Below are 19,210 nucleotides of genomic sequence, written 5' to 3'. Positions count from 1 at the left end.
AAAAGCAGGGAAGTGATACCATTTCTCTGCTATACATTCTAGAACAAAAAAAAATCCCCAAACATAATTTGAGGATTTACGTACTGTACTATTTGTACTATCTATTCTTCTTTCTTCGTCATAGGTGGCGTTTCGTCCTTTTTGGAAGCATTTTTAAATTCCTTGATTCCATTTCCCAACCCTTTCATCAATTCCGGAATTTTTTTACCTCCAAACATTAATAAAATGACCACAACAATTAAAATAATTTCCGTTGTACCAAGTCTTCCCATAATCTGATTATTTATGCTTGCGCAAATTTGTAAATATGCAGCAAAGATAAATAAAATTATGTTGCTGCTATTAATCAGTCGCTTTATTTGCAATTAATGCTGTGTTAAATATAAATCAAATTTTTTTTAGCAATGCAGTTCTGCCAAATTTCGCTACGTGCTTAAATCAAAAATCCTATAAATCACTATATTTGCGATACAAAAAGCAACTATGGCCCTAAAAAGATTTCGAAAAGAGCGTATAAAGAAACAACTGTTCACAAAAAACAGGTTGGTCATCTTGAACGAAGAAACTTTTGAAGAAATTTTTTCACTGAAGTTAACGCTCATGAACGTGTTTTTAGTAGGAAGTTTAGGCGCGGTAATTATCATCTTTGTCACCACTTACATCATTGCTTTTACACCCTTAAAAGAATATATTCCTGGTTATTCCTCTTCAAAATTAAAGCAAGAAGCCACAAATTTAGCGTTAAAATCAGATTCGTTGACTTCACTTTTGCATAATAATGAAATATACATAACCTCTGTTAGAAAAGCACTTACGGGGGATGTGGATTACATGAAATTGAGTAAGGACTCTATAAAACCTGGACTGAATGATAATGCAACATCAAATTTAAAACCTTCAGAAGCAGAACTTGAGCTTCGAAAAAAGGTTGCTTTGGAAGACAAATACAACTTATTTGAAAAAGCTAAACCAAAAGTGGATTTAGTACTTTTTCCACCCGTTCGAGGACCAATTACCGAGAAATACAATGCAAAGGAAAAACACTTTGCTGTGGATATTGCCTTGCCAAAAAACACACCAATTAAAGCTGTGGCAAACGGTACGGTAATATTTGCCGATTGGACGCCAACCAATGGAAACGTGATTATCTTACGGCATAACAATGAAATTTTATCGGTTTACAAACACTGTGAATCACTTACCATTTCGCAAGGAGACGTGGTTCGAACGAGCGAAGTTATTGCTATTGGAGGAAGTTCCGGCGAACAATCTTCAGGAATTCACCTGCATTTTGAACTTTGGAAAGACGGATATCCCATCGATCCAACACAATTTATTGATTTTGAATAAACTATGGTTAAAATAAAAGCATTTGCAGCAAAAATTTTCGCTTCTATTATTTATAATAAGACCCAGAATTGGGCCAAACAGCCTGTTAAAACCCAGCATGAAGTATTTAATAATTTAATCGCTTCTGCTAAAAACACGCAGTTTGGAAAAGACCATCATTTTACTGAAATTCAAAGCTATCGGGATTTTATTAAAAATGTTCCCGTTCGAGATTATGAGGATTTGAAGCCGTATGTGGAACGTGTTGTAAATGGCGAATCGGATATTTTATGGCCGGGAAAACCACTTTATTTTGCTAAAACATCGGGAACGACTTCGGGTGCCAAATACATTCCGCTGACCAAGGAATCAATGCCTTTTCATATTGAAGCCGCTCGAAATGCGATTTTGCTTTACATTCACGAAACTGGAAATGCCGATTTTGTTGCTGGAAAAATGATTTTCTTGCAAGGAAGTCCGCTTTTAGAAGTAAAACACGGTATTAATTTCGGAAGACTTTCTGGAATTGTGGCGCATTTCGTTCCTAATTATTTGCAGAAAAACCGAATGCCAAGTTGGGAAACCAATTGCATTGAAGATTGGGAAACCAAGGTAAATGCAGTTGTTGACGAAACCATTAACGAAGATATGTCGGTCATTTCGGGAATTCCATCATGGGTTCAGATGTATTTTGAAAAATTAAAAGAAAAATCGAATAAGCCTGTGGGCGAATTGTTTAAAAACTTCAATCTCTTTATTTACGGAGGTGTAAATTATGAACCGTATCGTGCGAAATTTGAAAACTTGATAGGAAGGAAAGTCGATAGTATTGAATTGTTTCCAGCTTCGGAAGGCTTTTTCGCTTATCAAGATAGCCAAACGGAGAAAGGAATGTTATTGCTTTTGAAAGCCGGAATTTTTTATGAATTCATTAAATCGGAAGAATTTTTCAACGAAAACCCTAAAAGTTATACGATTGGTGAGGTGGAATTGAATGTAAATTATGTGTTAATTATTTCAACAAATGCGGGATTGTGGCGCTATAATATTGGCGACACGGTTCAATTTACTTCATTGAAACCGTATCGCGTAATTGTTTCGGGGAGAATCAAGCATTATATTTCGGCTTTTGGCGAACATGTGATTGCTAAGGAAGTGGAAGAAGCTTTACAAGAAGCAATGCAAGCAACTTCGGTTCGTGTGAATGAATTTACGGTTGCGCCACAAATTACTCCAGAAACGGGATTACCGTATCATGAATGGTTGATTGAATTTGAAAACGCACCGGATAATTTAGCAGATTTCACCTTGAAAATTGATGATGCAATGCGAAAGCAAAACAGTTATTATGATGATTTGATTGTGGGAAAAGTGTTGCGAAAATTAGTCATCACTTCTGTTGAACCCAATGGATTCAATGCTTACATGAAATCGATTGGAAAATTAGGTGGACAGAATAAAATTCCGCGGTTGAGCAATGATCGAAAGATTGCTGATTTTTTTAATAAAGATAAAATTTAATGGTGCAGAAAATTTGTATTCTAGTGTTGATTTTTATTGGTTTTCAAATGAAAGCCCAAAGCAATTTCCCTGAGATATCATCAGATCAGAAAGTGATTGACACCTATTCTCATTCGGAAATCCCCTTCAGTTCTGGGATAGGAAACAAGTCGATTACGAAGGCTAAATTCTTTAAACATTCCAATAAAATTAAGGAATACGCTACCATCAAAACGGTGGTAGTCAATACAAATTCTGAAATCGAAGAAGCAAAAATGAAATTGCACTTTTACAAAGTTAATTTGGACGGAAGTCCTGGAAATGAAATTACTAATTCTATTATTTTTTCTTGTAAAAAGGGCAGAAATGATAACGCTATTGATGTGACTTCAGAAGAAATTTCGATTCCAACTAACGGAATTTTCATTGGCCTTGAGTGGTTAATTACTGATGAAAATAGCTACAGTGTTGACCAAACTATTTTAGAAAAAAACGTAGTTACTCAAAGTGTAGTGGAAGGTAAAACTTCGGAGAAGGTTTTAAAATATGCACCATCCATTGGCGTAATTCCTTTGCGTAAAAACAATATTTGGGAGTTAAAAGAAGGTAAATGGGTTTCAAGTAATAAGGACAAGAAAAAGTATATTTTAGGATCTAATTCCAATCCTTTTTATAATAAATATTACGGAATGGCAGTTAGTTTAATAGTGACAAAATAATCAAGGATTAATGAAATTTATAATATTGTTTTTAGTTAGCTGTTCTGCATTTGCCCAAACCAAAGGCGCCATCACAGATACCTCAGGAAACCCAATTCCTTATGTCAGTATTTTTGTAGAAAATCAAAACAAAACGGCCACTTCGGAAGAAAACGGCACTTTTAGTATTCAAGTTTCGGCGGATGCCAAGTTAATTTTCTCGGCTTTAGGTTTTGAACGTAAAACCGTTTTGGCTGCAAACGCTGCGAAAGTCGTTTTGGAAAGTAAGACGTTTGAACTAGAAGACGTGGTTATTAAAAAAGCCAGAAGTCCAAGGATTTTGGAAATTGGACAAGTTGAAAATGCCATTTTAGAAGCATTTGACAACGGTCCAAAAATGGATGCCAAGTTCATTCCGTATGTTGAGAAATACAAAAAAACAAAGTGGATTAAGAAAATAAAACTTTTTACTGACAGTCCGATTGAAGGAGCAACTTTAAAACTGCATCTTTATTCGGTGGATGGAAATGGATTTCCCGGCGAAGAATTATTGACGCAAGATTTAATTGTTACGGTAAAAAAGGGAATTTTCCGACATCAATTTGATATTTATGATCTGAATATCCAAATGCCGGAAAACGGGATATTTGTAGCTTTTGAAAAAATGCGCATTGAAAAGAATAAAGTGGAAAAAACGAGTGTAAATCAACAAACGGGAACAACTGAAACTGAAATTTCGTATGCACCCAAAGTAATGTGTTACAGTGTTAGAAAAGCATTTTCATTTACATTCACAGGTGGAAAATGGCATAAAAACAGTAATGAAGACGACTTAGGGAAACCGTTTTCTTTTTACGAACCTTCAATGACGTTACAATTGTCAAATTAAATTAGTTTTTTTGAATGAAAAGAAGAATTCATTCTTCCCTCTCGAAGTAAAGATAAAAATCCTACATTTGTGGGTTATAAAGTAGAAACACGAGTTTGCGCTAGTAAAATGTAATTATCAATTCAAATATACCTCATTTGCAAATGCTAAATTCCTACTTGAGAATAAAAACAAAAGTAAATATGATAGAAATAAAAAATATAACACGTTCAAGAGCACAAGAATCATCAGCAGCAATTGAGCGAATGTACATTACAATGCGCCACTTGTTCAACCGCGGATTTTATAAACCGATGGGAGTTTCGGGAGATACATTGCGGGAAGCATTATTGTCTTTACGACCTGAGATTTATGGATCTATTGCGGGAGATAAAGTGGAATTAAGTGGACTTTTATATGTTATTGAACGACTTCCAATTGGGATTGAAGAATGCCGATTTATCAATTTAACTTCGGACGAAGGCTATTCGCGTTCGCATTTTAAAGCGATTGTTCCACCCAAGAGAAAGAGAAATTGCTATCGTATTGATGAGGAGCAAATGAATGTGGAAATCACTCGTGGACGATCGGATATTTACGATATTTTGACACACTTGACGTTTATTTTTATTGAGTCGCACAAGATTAAAAACGCAGTTTTATTGGACGATAGTGGCGAATTGACTCGCGATTGGTACAAGCTAGAGCAAGCAGTTATGCAAACTAAGAAGCTGACGCAAATCGAGAAGGAGAAAGCGGTTTCGCATTTGTCCCATATTTTAGGCCGCAGTTTTGCTGAGGTTTTAGACATTTATGATGCATTTGCTATAGCAGAAAAACCAGATCGTTTTTTACACGTCATCTATTGGTTGGGGAAATTGGCTTTGGAAGAAGTGTTGCAAAATAACAAAAGAACCATCACGTTCAGTCCGATTTTAAGGGAACGTTTGGGACACCATATTCACGGCGAAATTTGGGCTACTAACATCAAGGAAGTTTTAAAAGACCACAATCTTTTAAACCGACCGATTCATGTAATTAGTGCCAATATGCACAGTGTGATGAATTCTATTTTTGCTACCACGGTTTTAAAAACCAAGTTTAAGGAGAAGTCGGATATGTTTATTTTTGAAGAATTGAGTCGCTCTGGAGCAGATGAGGTTCGATCAAAAGTAGAAGTGGTTGCAAAAGAGGCGGGAATGATTTCGCTTCCTGATAGTTCAGGAACTAATATAGACGTGCAAATCTTTGACACGGCAAAAATTGATTGGAAAAAAACGGCTTTTCCAACGGCAAAAATTGATGCAGATGCTCCGGTAATAATTGTCATGGATTATGCATTTGGAGAACAAGCTTATGAAACCATTGATGAACTATTAAAACCATTCCAAATTGAAAAAGACCGAAAGGTACTTCTTAATGTAGAATCTGTTTCTATCATGGGTAAAGCTGGAATTTTGCAAGGTGGAAAAGGAGACATTATGATTCCTTCGGCTCACATTAATGAAGGAACAGCAGATAATTATTCTTTTGAAAATGAGTTGACTCCAGAAATGTTTGAAGGAAATGACATTGCTGTCTTTGGAGGACCAATGGTGAGTGTTTTAGGTACTTCTTTACAAAATAAGGATTTATTGAAATTTTTCCACGATTCTACTTGGGGTGTTATTGGATTGGAAATGGAAGGTGCTTATTACCAAAAAGCAATTCAGTCGGCATCAAAAATTAGAAAAAGCATCAATCCAAATGTAAAAGTACGTTATGCGTATTATGCTTCGGATAATCCTTTGGAAACGGGAAGTACATTGGCTTCTGGAGGTCTAGGAACAACTGGTGTAAAGCCAACATACCTAATTACCATCAAGATTTTAGAACAAATATTTAATGTAAAATAAGTTTAGAAAATGAATCAACAACTTCCCGATAAAGATCTTGGAGAAATAGATTTGAACCAATTGACCCAAAAAATTGGCAAAAGTATAGGCAATTTTGGCTACTTTATTTTTAACAGCATTCAGTTTTTCATCAAGCATGGAATAGCAATTGTATTGTTGCTCATTCTTGGTCTTGCTGCCGGATTTTATTTAAGTTCTGTACAGAAAAAGTACGATCATAAAATTATAGTATTGCCTAATTTTAATAGTACTGAATATCTGTACAATAAGATCAATTTACTGAATATAAAAATAGAGGACAAGGATACCGTTTTCTTGAAATCCATCGGAATTAAATATCCTGAAAAACTACGAGAAATTAAGATTGAAGCTATAATTGATCCGTACGACTTTGTTAATGGGAAGGAATCCAATATGGAAATGCTTAAACTTATTGCTGAAGACGGCAGTATGGAAAAAGTAGTAAAGGATGAGATGACAAGCATGAAATATGAGTACCATCAAATTTTAATTATCAGTAAAGATAAGATTAATAGGGAAAACACAGTTGACCCGCTGATGAACTTCTTGAATAATAATAGTTATTTTACCTTAATTCAAAAAAATGAAGTGGAGAACTTGAAAAATAAAATCAAGTACACTGAACAGACTTTGAATCAAGTGAATGGCATTTTAGATAATTTTTCTAATGGCGATAATAAGTACGGTTCCGACAGTAAGTTGATGTATTACAACAATGAGAACAGTGAGATTGACAACGTCTTAAAAACTAAAAGTACTCTAGTCAGTGAATTGGGTTACTATAAACTGGAACTGGTAAATACTGAAAAAATCATTCGAGAATTGAGCATTGTTGACAATGTTCAACGTGAAGCTACAATTCCGGTCATGTTACCAGCACTTTTTGTAGGTCTCTACATTTTCATTGTCTTTTTCATTGGATTCTATAAGAAACAAAAAACTAGACAAAGAAGTGAAATAACTGCATAATTATGAAAGGAATTATTCTCGCTGGAGGTTCAGGAACACGTTTGCACCCGCTTACTTTAGCGGTAAGTAAGCAGTTAATGCCTATTTATGATAAACCGATGATTTATTATCCACTGTCTACTTTAATGTGGGCAGGAATCAACGAAATCCTGATCATATCTACACCGCATGATTTGCCACTTTTTAGACTATTGTTAGGCGATGGTTCGCAATTGGGTTGCCGTTTTGAATATGCAGTTCAAGAACATCCCAACGGTTTAGCAGAAGCGTTTATCATCGGAAAAGAGTTTATTCGATCCGATAAAGTAGCCCTAATTTTGGGAGATAATATCTTTTACGGAACCGGTTTAGCAGATTTATTGCAAGCCAATAATGATCCTGATGGTGGAATTATTTATGCTTATCATGTCAATGATCCGGAACGCTACGGCGTGGTAAATTTTGACAATGACGGAAAAGCACTTTCCATAGAAGAAAAACCTCTGAAGCCCAAATCCAATTTTGCCGTTCCTGGAATCTATTTTTACGACAATAATGTAGTTGAAATTGCCTCAAATATCAAACCCAGTTTGCGAGGTGAAATTGAAATAACCGATGTGAACAAAGCATATTTAGAAAATGGAAAACTGAAGGTAAGTATTTTGGACCGAGGAACTGCTTGGTTTGATACTGGAACTTTTAATTCTTTGATGCAAGCCTCACAATTTGTACAAGTCATTGAAGAACGCCAAGGATTAAAAATTGGTTCTATTGAAGAAGCGGCTTTTAAAATGGGATATATCAACGCTGAACAATTGCAAAAAATAGCGCAACCTCTATTAAAAAGTGGTTACGGAACTCATTTACTAAGTCTTATTTAAAAACATGAATTTTATACCTACTACTCTTTCAGGATGTTTTATTATTGAACCTAAAATCATTTCGGATGAAAGAGGTTATTTTATGGAAAGTTTTAATGAAAAAGCATTTCAAATAGGAGTTAATCAGGACGTACATTTTGTACAAGACAACCAATCTTTTTCTTCAAAAGGTGTTTTAAGAGGATTGCATTATCAAACGGGAAATCATGCGCAAGCCAAATTGGTCCGGGTTTTATCTGGAGAAGTTTTGGATGTAGCGGTAGATATTCGTCCCGAATCTGAAACTTTTGGGCAACATGTAAGCATTTTATTATCCGCCGAAAACCAGAAACAGTTTTTTGTACCGAGAGGCTTTGCACACGGGTTTTTGGTCCTGAGTGAAACGGCTACTTTTTTCTACAAATGCGATAATTTTTACAACAAAGAATCTGAAGGAGGCATTATATATAATGATGCAACTTTAAATATTGACTGGCAATTTCGTTCTCAAAACTTAATTATTTCAGAAAAGGATACTTATTTACCCACTTTAGAAAACGCAAAAAAAGCATGGTAGTTTTAGTTACTGGAGCTTCAGGTCAATTGGGTCAAGCGTTGCAAAGTATTGCAAATCAGTATTCGGATATTACTTTTGATTTTTACGCATCATCTGAATTGGATATTACCCATTTGGAGCAATGCAAAAGTGTTTTCCAAAAAGTGAATCCTGATTTTTGCATCAATGCTGCAGCTTATACCGCTGTGGATAAAGCCGAATCAGAACCGGAAAAGGCACGATTAATCAACGTAATTGGTGCTCAAAATTTGGCGAAAGCCTGCAAAGAATCAAACACGGTTTTACTGCATATTTCTACTGATTTTGTTTTTGATGGAACGGCAACAAAATCCTATACAGAAGAAAATACTCCAAATCCTACAGGAGTTTATGGCCAAACAAAATTAGACGGTGAGAAAGCGATTCAAGCCATTTTAGAGCAGTATTTCATCGTTCGAACTTCATGGGTTTATTCTGAATTCGGAAATAACTTCATGAAAACGATGTTGCGACTGGGGAAAGAACGTGATACACTTTCTGTAGTAAATGACCAAATTGGAACACCAACAAATGCTGTAGATTTGGCGAAAGCCTTACTAACAATAATTACTACGTGTCATGTTAAAAATAGTTCAGCATCTGACTACGGAATTTACAATTTCAGCAACGAAGGGCAATGTTCTTGGTATGATTTTGCTAAAAAAATATTTGAAATTCATAAAATTGAAATAGATTTACAGCCTATTCCAACTAGCAGTTATCCAACTCCAGCGAAGCGACCTGCTTTTAGTGTTTTGGACAAAAGTAAGATAAAAACAGTATTTGGTGTTGAGGTTTTGGAGTGGGAGGAATGTTTAAAAAATTTATAAATGGATATATCAGAATTTTCTAGATTAGAAGACAAAAGTAAATACAATAGACATCCTTGGGAAACGTCTAGGAAAAATGTTTTACATACTTTTTTGAAACAATCCAAAATAGCATTCCCAGTTAATAGAATTGTGGATATCGGAAGTGGAGATGCTTACGTGATTCATACATTGGTTAAAAAAAATATGGCAAGCCAATATTTTGCCATCGATACCGCTTATACTCCAGAAGTTATAGAGCAATTAAAGATTAATAACAATAATAGTGAGGTTATTTATGTGCAAAATCTTCAAGAATATTTAGAAAAATATCCGACTGAAGAGCCGAGTCTGTATTTATGTATGGACGTTTTAGAGCATTTAGAAGACGAAAAATTAATTTTAGACGATTTGTTGAAGTCGAATAAAAAGAATCATTATTTTTTTGCAGTACCCGCTTTTCAATCTGTATTTTCTAGTCATGACGTTCTTTTGGGGCATTATCGAAGATATACTTTACCAGAACTATATTCATTATTAAAAAAGAATGAGTTTGAAATAATTGACAAAGGGTATTATTTTACCACATTGCTTATGTTTAGGAAATTAGACAAATTTCTAAAGAAAGACAAGGAAGCTTCAATTGATAATTGGGAAGGCGGTAAAGCAAAAACTTTTTTTATAAACACCTTATTAAAAGCTGATTTTATAACAAGTTTGTTGTTGAAAAAAATTGGTTTTCAAATCCCAGGTTTATCTTGTTATTGTCTATGCAAAAAATAGCAATTATTTTTCCTTGTTATAATGAGGAAAAGAGGCTTAAAGTAGATTCGTTGCTTTATTTATTAGAGCATTCTGATGTAGCTATTTTTTTAGCAAATGACGGAAGTACTGATGGAACTCTCAAAGTTATTGAGAAATTTTCAGCTTCAAATAAAGAACGATGCTCAGTAGTTCATTATGAAAAAAATGAAGGAAAAGCGAATACCATTTATAAAACGGTAAACCATATTTTAGATAAACAAAAATTTGATTTTATCGGTTATTTTGATGCCGATTTTTCTACACCTGTTACAGAGATGATTCGAATGTTTGAAGAGTTACATAAAAATGAAACCTCATTTATTTTTGGATCAAGAGTACTTTTATTAAATGCAGAAATTAAAAGAAAGTGGTACAGGCATATAATAGGGCGAATTGTTGTTACTCTTATCAATTTAAAATTTAAATTGGGAATATATGATACGCAATGTGGTGCCAAAATTTTTTCAAAGGATGCTGCAGTAATTGCTTTCAGTGAAAGTTTTCATACTTCCTGGCTTTTTGACGTAGAGGTTTTTATACGATTGCGTAAAAGTAATTTTTTGCCTAAAGGTCAAGAATTCCCATTAAAAAAATGGAAAGATATCGAAGGCTCAAAATTAGGAATGAATACAAGTTTTAAAATTGTGAAAGAATTGTATTTGCTTTTTACTGAAAATTAAGATATTAAAGTTTAAATTGTTAATTATATAAAATGAAATTACTTATTTGGATTAAGAATAATTATAGTATGACTATAATTATAATTGTAGCAATAGTTTTGAGGTTTTTCAACTTAGATTATCAAAGTCTTTGGGTTGATGAAATCTATACAATGATTGAATCCAATCAAAATTTTACTTTGTCGGAATTATATAATTCAATCGTTACTTCTGACCCTCATCCGCCGTTATATTTTCTTCTAGCATACATTTTTTTTAATATTTTTGGTTATACAGCTTTAGTGTTAAAAGTGCTTTCTGCTCTATTAAGTGTTGCTGGGGTTTACGCAATTTATCTTTTAGGTAAGGAGCTTTGTTCAAAAAAAACGGGTATTTATGCTGCAATATTATTAACTATAAATTTCTTCAGTATATATTACGCTCAAGAAGGTAGAATGTATTCTTTGTTATTTCTAACAACAACATTATCGTTTTACTACCTAATTAAATTTATAAAATTGCCAAACATCAAAACAGCAATTTTATTTTGCATTTTTTCAACACTGATGATATACAGTCATCTATTTGCTTTATTTACTCTCATCTCGCAATACTTAATACTTCTGTATTTTATAATAATATCCGTTAAAGAATCTAGAAAAAAGTTTTTCATATACACTTTAATAATAGGAATTGTAAGTATAGTGATGTATATTCCTGTAATAGGAATTATCTTAAATAATTTAGGAAGAGAATCTATATGGATTAAGATGCCAACTTTGGATGTTTATACCCAATTTTTCAAAGACTTTTTTGGAGAATCGGAATTAGTACTATTTTTAATTGTAATGCTAATTATTGCTTACTTTATTAACTTATTTTCTGTTAAAGAAACTATTGGTTTTAAAACAAATCCTAAAGTAGATAAGTTGACTTTTAGTTTTATAATTATTTCTTTATGGATATTAGTGACCTTACTATTACCTCTTATCAGAACATATACAAGCTTGCCAATACTCATCAACAGATACTTTATAAATATTCTGCCTGCTATTCTTATTTTAATTGCCATCGGATTGAAAAGTATAAAATCGAATATAGTTAAAACAAGTTTTTTATCATTTATTATTATTTTTTCTTTAACTGATATTTTGATTGTAAAAAAATTTTACTTCACACCCTATAAATCACAATTTAGAGAAGTATCTAATTTTATAATAGAAAATAAAAGTTCAGATGAACCTGTTGCAACAAGTTTAGCTCCCTACTTTAATTTTTATTTAAATAATGACAAGTTCAAAACAATAATCATTGATAAACCATTACAATTATTTGTTGATGAAATGATGGTAGATTCAACAAAAAAAGCTTCATTTTGGTATGCTGATGCGCATTCAAAACCCTTTGTATTAAGCAGTGAAGCAACACAGTATCTCGAGAAATACTTTACAATTGAAAACAGTATTGATTATTATGATGCTTGGACAAAACATTATGTTATTGGAGAGAATAAGTTAAAAGAAATTAATGTTAGTAATTTTGATAGATTAATAAAAAAATCAAAAAGTAAAATCAAATACTGGATTGAAAATTTCGAAATTGTTGGAGACTCTATAAATTTATCGGGATGGGCATATATAGAAAGACAAAACTCTATAAAATTACGTACTAAAGTCCTTCTTGTATCTAAGGATGAAAGATGTTTAGGAATCCAAGCTCAAAGTGTATATAGACCAGATGTTTCAAAAGCAAATAAGGGAAATTTTAATTTTGATAATTCAGGATTTCAAACAATTTTGAAAACTGAAAGAATACCGGTCGGGGAATATACAGTAGCAATTATGATAATAAATACCGAAACTAAAGAGGAAGAATTAGTAATGACAGATAAAACTTTTCAAAAAAAATAAATAAATAAATTTTTTAAATTTATGGATTATTTTTTTTTCAATTGTCAATTATTTTAGTTTAGATTTGTACCCTATAAAATTCAGAAATAATGAAATTAAAAACGATTTTAGTATGCCTAGTGCTAACGTTTTGTTTGTATTCTTGTAATGAAAACAAAACATCAAAAGACACAAATGAAACAGAAAAAATTGAAGATGATAAAGAACTTTTTAAGGTAACATTAAGTGCTATTGTTACAAAAGACGATTCTTTTCAATTGTATTATATGGATGATGATAGTCAGCCTTTTGACGAAAATAAATCCTTTTTTATTGATATAAAAGGAAGTCCAGTTTCTCAAGATATTGTTTTTAAATTACCTAAGGATGAACTTCCTAATTTTTTAAGAATTGATTTTGGCGTAAATAAAGAGCAGTCTGACATTGTTATTACAAACTTTAAAATAAATTATTTTGATAAGATTTTTGAAGCAAAAGGTAGTTCTTTTTTTAATTACTTTGTTGTTAACGAACAAACTATCACTAAAGATGTAGCAAATTCTTCTTTAAAGCCTAAAATTCTTGAAAATGGCAATTACGATCCAATAACTTATTCTGAATTGGGTCTTTATGAAGAAATTCAAAAAATAATTAAGTAAAGAGAAAACCTTAAATTGCAAATCAGTTTAAGGTTTTTTTTATGTTAACTATGGATGAGTATACTTCACAAAAGATAAAGATTTCCTCGTTTCTGCTGATGATTATGGTAGTGTTTTTGCACAGCTATAATCTGGATATGAAGCAAGGAAATGCACTTATTTTTGTTGAGAAAGATTTTAACTGGCTGATTCAAAATTTTGTTTCCAATGGAATTACCCGAATTGCCGTACCGTTATTTTTTTTAATTTCGGGATTTTTGTTTGTTCGCTCTTCCACTTTTACTTTAGAAGATTATAAAGTTAAGATCGCAAAACGTTTAAAAACACTGGTTATCCCGTATTTATTTTGGACGCTTTTTGGATTACTAATGTATTTTATCATGCAAAGTATCCCGCAAAGTCAAGGTTTTTTTACCAATAAATTGATTAAAGATTATAATTTGGCGGAATGGCTTAATGCTATTTTTGTCCAACCCATTCCGTATCAGCTGTGGTTTTTGAAAGACTTGATTGTAATGGTGTTCATTTCACCTCTAATTGTTTTGGCCGTTAAGAAATTAAAAATGCTTTATTTAAGTATGATTTTTATTTTCTGGATCTTGAGTCAAGATGCTATTTTCTTAACAAGTGAAGCTCTTTTGTTTTTTTCTACAGGTATTTATCTTTCTTTATTTAGACCTAAGAGTATTGAAGTGAAAAGTGATAAAAACTGCTTAATGATATCCATTTGGATTTTAATTTTAAGTTTGAAAACATTTCTGCCTCTTTTTATAGTGAATGTGTTTTTAGAATCTATTCTATTAAAAGTGTCCATTTTAGTTGGAATTGTTGCATTTTGGTGGTTTTTAGACGGTAGTATTATTCGTTTAGGAAGAAATAAAGTGTTTATATCAATAATGACCTTTTCTTTTTTCATTTACCTCTTCCACGAGCCTTTGTTAACCATTGTAAAAAAAGTTCTTTTCGCAGCGTTATCCATTAATAGTTTAACTAGTTTGATAGTATTTCTTGTAGCACCAGTAATTACCATTTTGATTTGTGTTTTTGTAGGTTTTATTTTTAAAAGAAGTATGAATTTAATATATAGTGTAGCTACTGGAAATCGATAATTAGAAATAGATCAGGCTGGTTTTTCAGAATTTATTTAATGGAATATCTAATATTCTTTGTATGCTAAAAACATATTAAACAGTATATTTGGAAAATAAATGATAGATATAGTTTTAGAATGAAATGTAAAATTTGTAACAATGAATCAAAGGTAATTTTTGATGCAGTTGTCTTATATAAATACGATGTAAAGTATTATCAATGTACTAATTGCGGTTTTGGACAAACAGAAGAGCCTTATTGGCTTGCGGAATCCTACATTAGTCCAATGAATTTATCTGATACAGGTGTTATGTTTAGAAGTGAACGAATGTCTAAAATTACTACAACGTTAATTACTCTATTTTTCAATAAAAAAGGAACTTTTCTTGATTATGCTGGAGGTTTGGGCGTTTTTACACGTCAAATGCGAGATATTGGATTTGATTTTCTTTGGAATGATCCGTATACCAAAAATGAATTGGCCAGAGGCTTTGAGGGAGGTTTAGATCGTAAATACGAAGCAGTAACTACTTTTGAGAGTTTTGAACATTTTGAAAACCCATTGCAAGAAATTGAGAAAATTCTTAAAGTTACCGATACAATCATTTTAACAACCGATTTAATTTCAGTGCCAGCACCTGCCCATAAAGACTGGTGGTATTATGCGTCTGAACACGGACAACACGTAGCATTTTATTCAAAGAAGTCGTTTAAGGAAATTGCTAAAAAATTTGGACTGAACTACTACAATGCAATGAACGTGCATGTTCTGACAAAACAAAAAATTGGATTTTTAGGAACTAGTTTTTTGAAATTTAAATATTCTAAACATCTTTTATACGCTTCGTTTTATTTGATCAATCCATTTATGAAATCAAAATCTATAACAGATATGAACAGTTTTTACATCAAAGAAGAATAAAAACCCCACAGTTAAATTGCAGTCTCTTTTGCAATTCTAAAAAAGTATGAGTGTTTTTAACAAACAGAAAATAAAAGATTTTTTTATATACGGACTAGGACAAGCAATTAACATTGTTAGTCCACTTTTGATATTGCCTTACATCATTTATATTTGTGGCCAAGAAGGTTTAGGAAAAGTAGGAGTTGGAATGTCTTTAGCACTTATTCTCAGCGGAATTATAGATTATGGATCTTATATCAACGGTGTAAAGGACATATCTATTAACAGGACTAATAAGAAGGTTTTAGAATATCATTTTAAATCCATTTACTTATCAAAATTTATCTTGTTAGTAGGTGTTCTCTTCGTTTTTACTTTACTAATTTTATTTGTACCTTTTTTTGAACAAGACAAAAAGCTCTATTTTTACAGCTTTTTTATTGTAATTGGCCAATTTATAAATCCAATATGGTTTTTTCAAGGTATCGAAAATTTTAAACTGATTTCCTTTATAAACGTTACTTCAAAAATTATTTATATTGTTTTAGTCTTTATATTATTACATGAAGCATCTGATTATATTTATGTCAATTTTTTCTTAGGTTTGGGAGCGATAATCGGAAATGTTATTGGTTTAATTTGGCTTATCAAAAAATATTCATTTTCTGTTACTTCCTTCGAACTAAAACCAGCCTTGGATATCATTAAGAATGAATTTAGTTTTAGCGTTTCTCAATTATTTCTTTCGCTTTATCAATATTCGCCTATTCTTTTAATTAGTTATGTGGCTGGAGATTTTGTGGCTGGACAATTTAAAGTTATCGATCAGATTGTTTCAATATTCAAAACCTATTTGAATATGTTCTTCTATTTTGTGTATGCCAATATCTGTTTAGAAATAAGCAAGGAAGTAAAGCAAGGATTAAAGGTATGGAAGCAATATAACGGACTTAATTTTCTATTTTTGTTTTTTATATTATCGGTCTTTTATTATAATGCAGAGTTAATTTTGACTTATTTTAAAATAGACGCTGAAGACTTAGCTAAAAATGTTCTGTATTTCAGAATTGGAATAATTGTTCCGTTTCTTGTTTCCATATCACAGCCTTTAAGACAGTTGATGTTTGCTTTTAGCGAAAATAAAAGTTACATAAGAATTACAATAATTACCACTATTTTAAATTTCATCCTATTATTGCTATTTACAAAATACTATGGTTTAGGAGGTGCTTTTTTATCGATAATACTTATTGAAATTATAATTATCATCGTTTACAATATTATTTTAATGAAACATTTCAAGGGAAACATAACAATTAAAAATGAGAATTAAAATTTCAAAAAATTTACCGTATCAAATTTTGTTTGGACTCTGTATTGGGGTAACTTACCTCAATATTTACGAACTTAATTTTGCAGTATGGGTATTTACTATTGCTATAACGTTTAAGAAAAGTTACAGCATAGATCTTTTAAAATATACCTCATTTTTTGTCGCCATTTTTATAATTGCTTTTATTGCTACTTTCTTTTATGATAACAGTTTTTATGAGTCTATTCGGGATGTTACCTATTTAATAAAACCCATATTAGGCCTGCTAGTAGGATATCAATTGTGTCGAAATTATGATATAAAACCCTTTGAAACCATCATTTACACGGGAGTTGCCATCGCTATTATACATTTGAGTATCTTAATGCACAGTGTTGTAATTTATAGAATAGTTAATATTCATGCTTTAAGAATGCGAGGGGGCTACTTTAGTGATTTTGAGGTATTTTCTTTAATTTTGATTATGTTTTACAAGCAATTAGGCCTGGTTTTTTCAACTCGACAATTTTGGATAATTATTGCTATACTGGCCTTATCATCGTTTATGTATCTTTCCAGAACAAATTTCATTCAGTTTGTCATATTTTATTTGGCAATGAAAGGTTTTTTGTCTTTAAATAAAAAATCTATTGTCATATTCTCACTATTTACGGCATTTTTACTAATCGGATATTCGGTTATTTATAATATGAATCTTTCAAGAAATGGTAAAGGAATGGAAGCCTTGTTGTTTAAAATTAAGAATGCACCAATCGAACCTTTTAAAACAAAAGTAGATCCAAACGATTGGGCCGATTTTAATGACAATTACCGCTCTTATGAAACTATTAGAACGGTAAAGCAAGTAGCAAATACGGGAACACAAGCTATTATTTTTGGTAAGGGACTTGGGGCAACAGTAAACATGGGTAGGGAAGTACGAACCAATGAAGGAACCTTTGTAAGAAAACAAGCCATTTTGCACAACGCCAATTCAACCGTATTTCTAAAAGCAGGCTTGGTAGGTGTTTTTTTCCTAATCCTCTCCGTCGTATACCTATGCCGACAAAAGAAATCGAATATTCCAATTGTACAACAAATAAACGTATTATTGTTCAGTACAGGAATATTTTTAATTGTGGCGAATTGGGTTTTACTAGGATTATATCTCAAGTTGGATAATAAGTCTATACTAATTGGATTTTTAATGTGTTATAGAGAACTTATCATAAAAAGATCGAATCAAGAACTAAAATTAAATAAAGTGAATCATGCAACATAGAATTTTCATCGACTGCCACGTTTTCGATGGAAGTTTCCAAGGAACTACTACGTATTTGAAAGGGCTTTATTTGGAAATGATTAAAGACAGCAACATTCAATTCTTTTTTGCAGCCAATAATCAAGAAAAAATCCAAGCAATCTTTGGCCATCAAGAAAATGTACATTATTTACAATACCGTTCACACAACAAATTTTACCGTTTATTGATTGACATTCCAAGATTAATCAAAGAAAATACAATTGATTTTGCCCATTTTCAATACATCGTTCCACCCATAAAAAATTGCAAATACATAAACACGATTCACGATATTTTGTTTTTGGATTACCCCAATTATTTTCCAAAATCCTACCAAATCAAAAATAAATGGCTTTTTAAATGGAGTGCAAAAAAATCCGATATTAATTTGACGGTTTCAGAATTTTCAAAAAATGAAATTCAACAACATTTTGGAATTCAAGATATTTTAATAACACCAAATGCTGTAGACCCCATTTATTATGAAAGTTATGATAAGGCTGTTTGCAAACAACAAGTAAAAGAAAAGTACAACTTAGATAAATATTGGATCTACATCAGTCGTTGGGAACCCCGAAAAAACCACGATACCTTACTGAAGGTTTTTGTTAAAAATCAATCTTACAAAGAATATTCTCTAGTTTTTATTGGTGATAAATCGATTGAAAATGCAGCCTATAATGAGTATTACCTGACTTTATCAGACGAAATTAAATCCAAAATCCTAACTTTGAATAAGGTCGATTTTCAACAATTACTATTGCTTTTGAGAGGTGCTGATTTGTCGGTTTATCCCTCGTATGCAGAAGGTTTTGGCATTCCGCCTTTAGAATCAATTGCCGCCGGAATTCCTACGGTATGTTCAAACACTACAGCGATGCAGGATTTTCATTTTTTAGACGGAAACCAATTCAATCCGGAAGATAAAGAAAATATGGCGGTAATTATCAGAAAAACTTTAGCGGAGGAATTTGATTTTAATAAAATCGAATTACTTAAAGCCCAATATAATTGGAAGTTATCTGCTGAAATATTATTGAAGGCAATTAAAAATCATTAATTACA

The 19,210-nt window shown here is 31.9% G+C and carries 19 protein-coding genes; 18 read left to right on the top strand and 1 reads right to left on the bottom strand.

The genetic code is table 11. The features are described 5' to 3' along the window. Positions 1-101 precede the first annotated feature (101 nt). Positions 102-272 carry a twin-arginine translocase TatA/TatE family subunit gene (gene tatA, locus H602_RS0106385; protein ID WP_026977267.1) on the bottom strand — a complete coding sequence of 57 codons (171 nt, stop codon included), beginning with the start codon at positions 270-272 and terminating at the stop codon, positions 102-104. Between the two features lie 211 nt (positions 273-483). Here tatA and H602_RS0106380 point away from each other — a divergent pair, with 211 nt between their 5' ends. From H602_RS0106380 to H602_RS0106295, 18 genes are all read left to right on the top strand, one after another. Next, positions 484-1,350, top strand: a complete 867-nt coding sequence (locus tag H602_RS0106380) for a M23 family metallopeptidase (protein WP_026977266.1) — start codon at positions 484-486, stop codon at positions 1,348-1,350. 3 nt (positions 1,351-1,353) lie between these two features. Beyond that, entirely contained in the window at positions 1,354-2,850 is a 1,497-nt protein-coding gene (locus H602_RS0106375) for a GH3 auxin-responsive promoter family protein (protein ID WP_026977265.1), read from the top strand. Positions 2,851-2,897: 47 nt separating this feature from the next. Next, positions 2,898-3,548, top strand: a complete 651-nt coding sequence (locus tag H602_RS0106370; RefSeq protein WP_157504941.1) for a hypothetical protein — start codon at positions 2,898-2,900, stop codon at positions 3,546-3,548. Between the two features lie 10 nt (positions 3,549-3,558). Next, the gene (locus H602_RS0106365; RefSeq protein WP_026977263.1) at positions 3,559-4,416 is read left to right on the top strand and encodes a carboxypeptidase-like regulatory domain-containing protein; all 858 of its coding nucleotides are present in this window, start codon (positions 3,559-3,561) and stop codon (positions 4,414-4,416) included. Between the two features lie 182 nt (positions 4,417-4,598). Next, on the top strand, positions 4,599-6,290 hold the full coding sequence (locus tag H602_RS0106360; RefSeq protein WP_026977262.1) for a DUF6909 family protein: 1,692 nt from the start codon (positions 4,599-4,601) through the stop codon (positions 6,288-6,290). Between the two features lie 9 nt (positions 6,291-6,299). Beyond that, positions 6,300-7,280 carry a hypothetical protein gene (locus H602_RS0106355; protein ID WP_026977261.1) on the top strand — a complete coding sequence of 327 codons (981 nt, stop codon included), beginning with the start codon at positions 6,300-6,302 and terminating at the stop codon, positions 7,278-7,280. Between the two features lie 2 nt (positions 7,281-7,282). Further along, positions 7,283-8,140: a glucose-1-phosphate thymidylyltransferase RfbA gene (gene rfbA / locus H602_RS0106350; RefSeq protein WP_026977260.1), complete on the top strand. Its 858-nt coding sequence runs from the start codon at positions 7,283-7,285 to the stop codon at positions 8,138-8,140. Between the two features lie 4 nt (positions 8,141-8,144). After that, the gene (rfbC, locus tag H602_RS0106345) at positions 8,145-8,696 is read left to right on the top strand and encodes a dTDP-4-dehydrorhamnose 3,5-epimerase (protein ID WP_026977259.1); all 552 of its coding nucleotides are present in this window, start codon (positions 8,145-8,147) and stop codon (positions 8,694-8,696) included. Beyond that, the gene (gene rfbD, locus H602_RS0106340) at positions 8,690-9,544 is read left to right on the top strand and encodes a dTDP-4-dehydrorhamnose reductase (RefSeq protein ID WP_026977258.1); all 855 of its coding nucleotides are present in this window, start codon (positions 8,690-8,692) and stop codon (positions 9,542-9,544) included. Before rfbC ends, rfbD begins: the two co-directional genes overlap by 7 nt. Next, positions 9,545-10,306 carry a class I SAM-dependent methyltransferase gene (locus H602_RS0106335; RefSeq protein WP_026977257.1) on the top strand — a complete coding sequence of 254 codons (762 nt, stop codon included), beginning with the start codon at positions 9,545-9,547 and terminating at the stop codon, positions 10,304-10,306. It begins immediately after the preceding gene. Continuing rightward, positions 10,294-11,007, top strand: a complete 714-nt coding sequence (locus H602_RS0106330; protein ID WP_026977256.1) for a glycosyltransferase — start codon at positions 10,294-10,296, stop codon at positions 11,005-11,007. The genes H602_RS0106335 and H602_RS0106330 overlap by 13 nt, the downstream gene beginning before the upstream one ends. Positions 11,008-11,039: 32 nt before the next feature. After that, positions 11,040-12,896, top strand: a complete 1,857-nt coding sequence (locus H602_RS0106325; protein WP_026977255.1) for a glycosyltransferase family 39 protein — start codon at positions 11,040-11,042, stop codon at positions 12,894-12,896. An 89-nt stretch (positions 12,897-12,985) separates the two neighbouring features. Beyond that, positions 12,986-13,534 (top strand): hypothetical protein, encoded by a 549-nt coding sequence (locus H602_RS0106320; protein WP_026977254.1) that lies wholly within the window; start codon positions 12,986-12,988, stop codon positions 13,532-13,534. A gap of 50 nt (positions 13,535-13,584) precedes the next feature. Further along, entirely contained in the window at positions 13,585-14,643 is a 1,059-nt protein-coding gene (locus H602_RS0106315) for an acyltransferase family protein (RefSeq protein WP_169516023.1), read from the top strand. Positions 14,644-14,762: 119 nt separating this feature from the next. Continuing rightward, on the top strand, positions 14,763-15,548 hold the full coding sequence (locus tag H602_RS0106310; protein ID WP_026977252.1) for a class I SAM-dependent methyltransferase: 786 nt from the start codon (positions 14,763-14,765) through the stop codon (positions 15,546-15,548). A 46-nt stretch (positions 15,549-15,594) separates the two neighbouring features. Beyond that, on the top strand, positions 15,595-16,863 hold the full coding sequence (locus H602_RS0106305; protein ID WP_026977251.1) for an oligosaccharide flippase family protein: 1,269 nt from the start codon (positions 15,595-15,597) through the stop codon (positions 16,861-16,863). After that, positions 16,853-18,124 (top strand): hypothetical protein, encoded by a 1,272-nt coding sequence (locus H602_RS0106300; protein ID WP_026977250.1) that lies wholly within the window; start codon positions 16,853-16,855, stop codon positions 18,122-18,124. The genes H602_RS0106305 and H602_RS0106300 overlap by 11 nt, the downstream gene beginning before the upstream one ends. Beyond that, on the top strand, positions 18,114-19,205 hold the full coding sequence (locus H602_RS0106295; RefSeq protein WP_035759046.1) for a glycosyltransferase family 4 protein: 1,092 nt from the start codon (positions 18,114-18,116) through the stop codon (positions 19,203-19,205). Before H602_RS0106300 ends, H602_RS0106295 begins: the two co-directional genes overlap by 11 nt. Positions 19,206-19,210 lie beyond the last annotated feature (5 nt).

The sequence above is a fragment of the Flavobacterium tegetincola DSM 22377 genome, from assembly GCF_000425485.1.
Classification (GTDB): Bacteria; Bacteroidota; Bacteroidia; order Flavobacteriales; family Flavobacteriaceae; genus Flavobacterium; species Flavobacterium tegetincola.
Note: the sequence above shows the minus strand (reverse complement) of the source record. Positions and strands in the feature narration are given on the sequence as shown.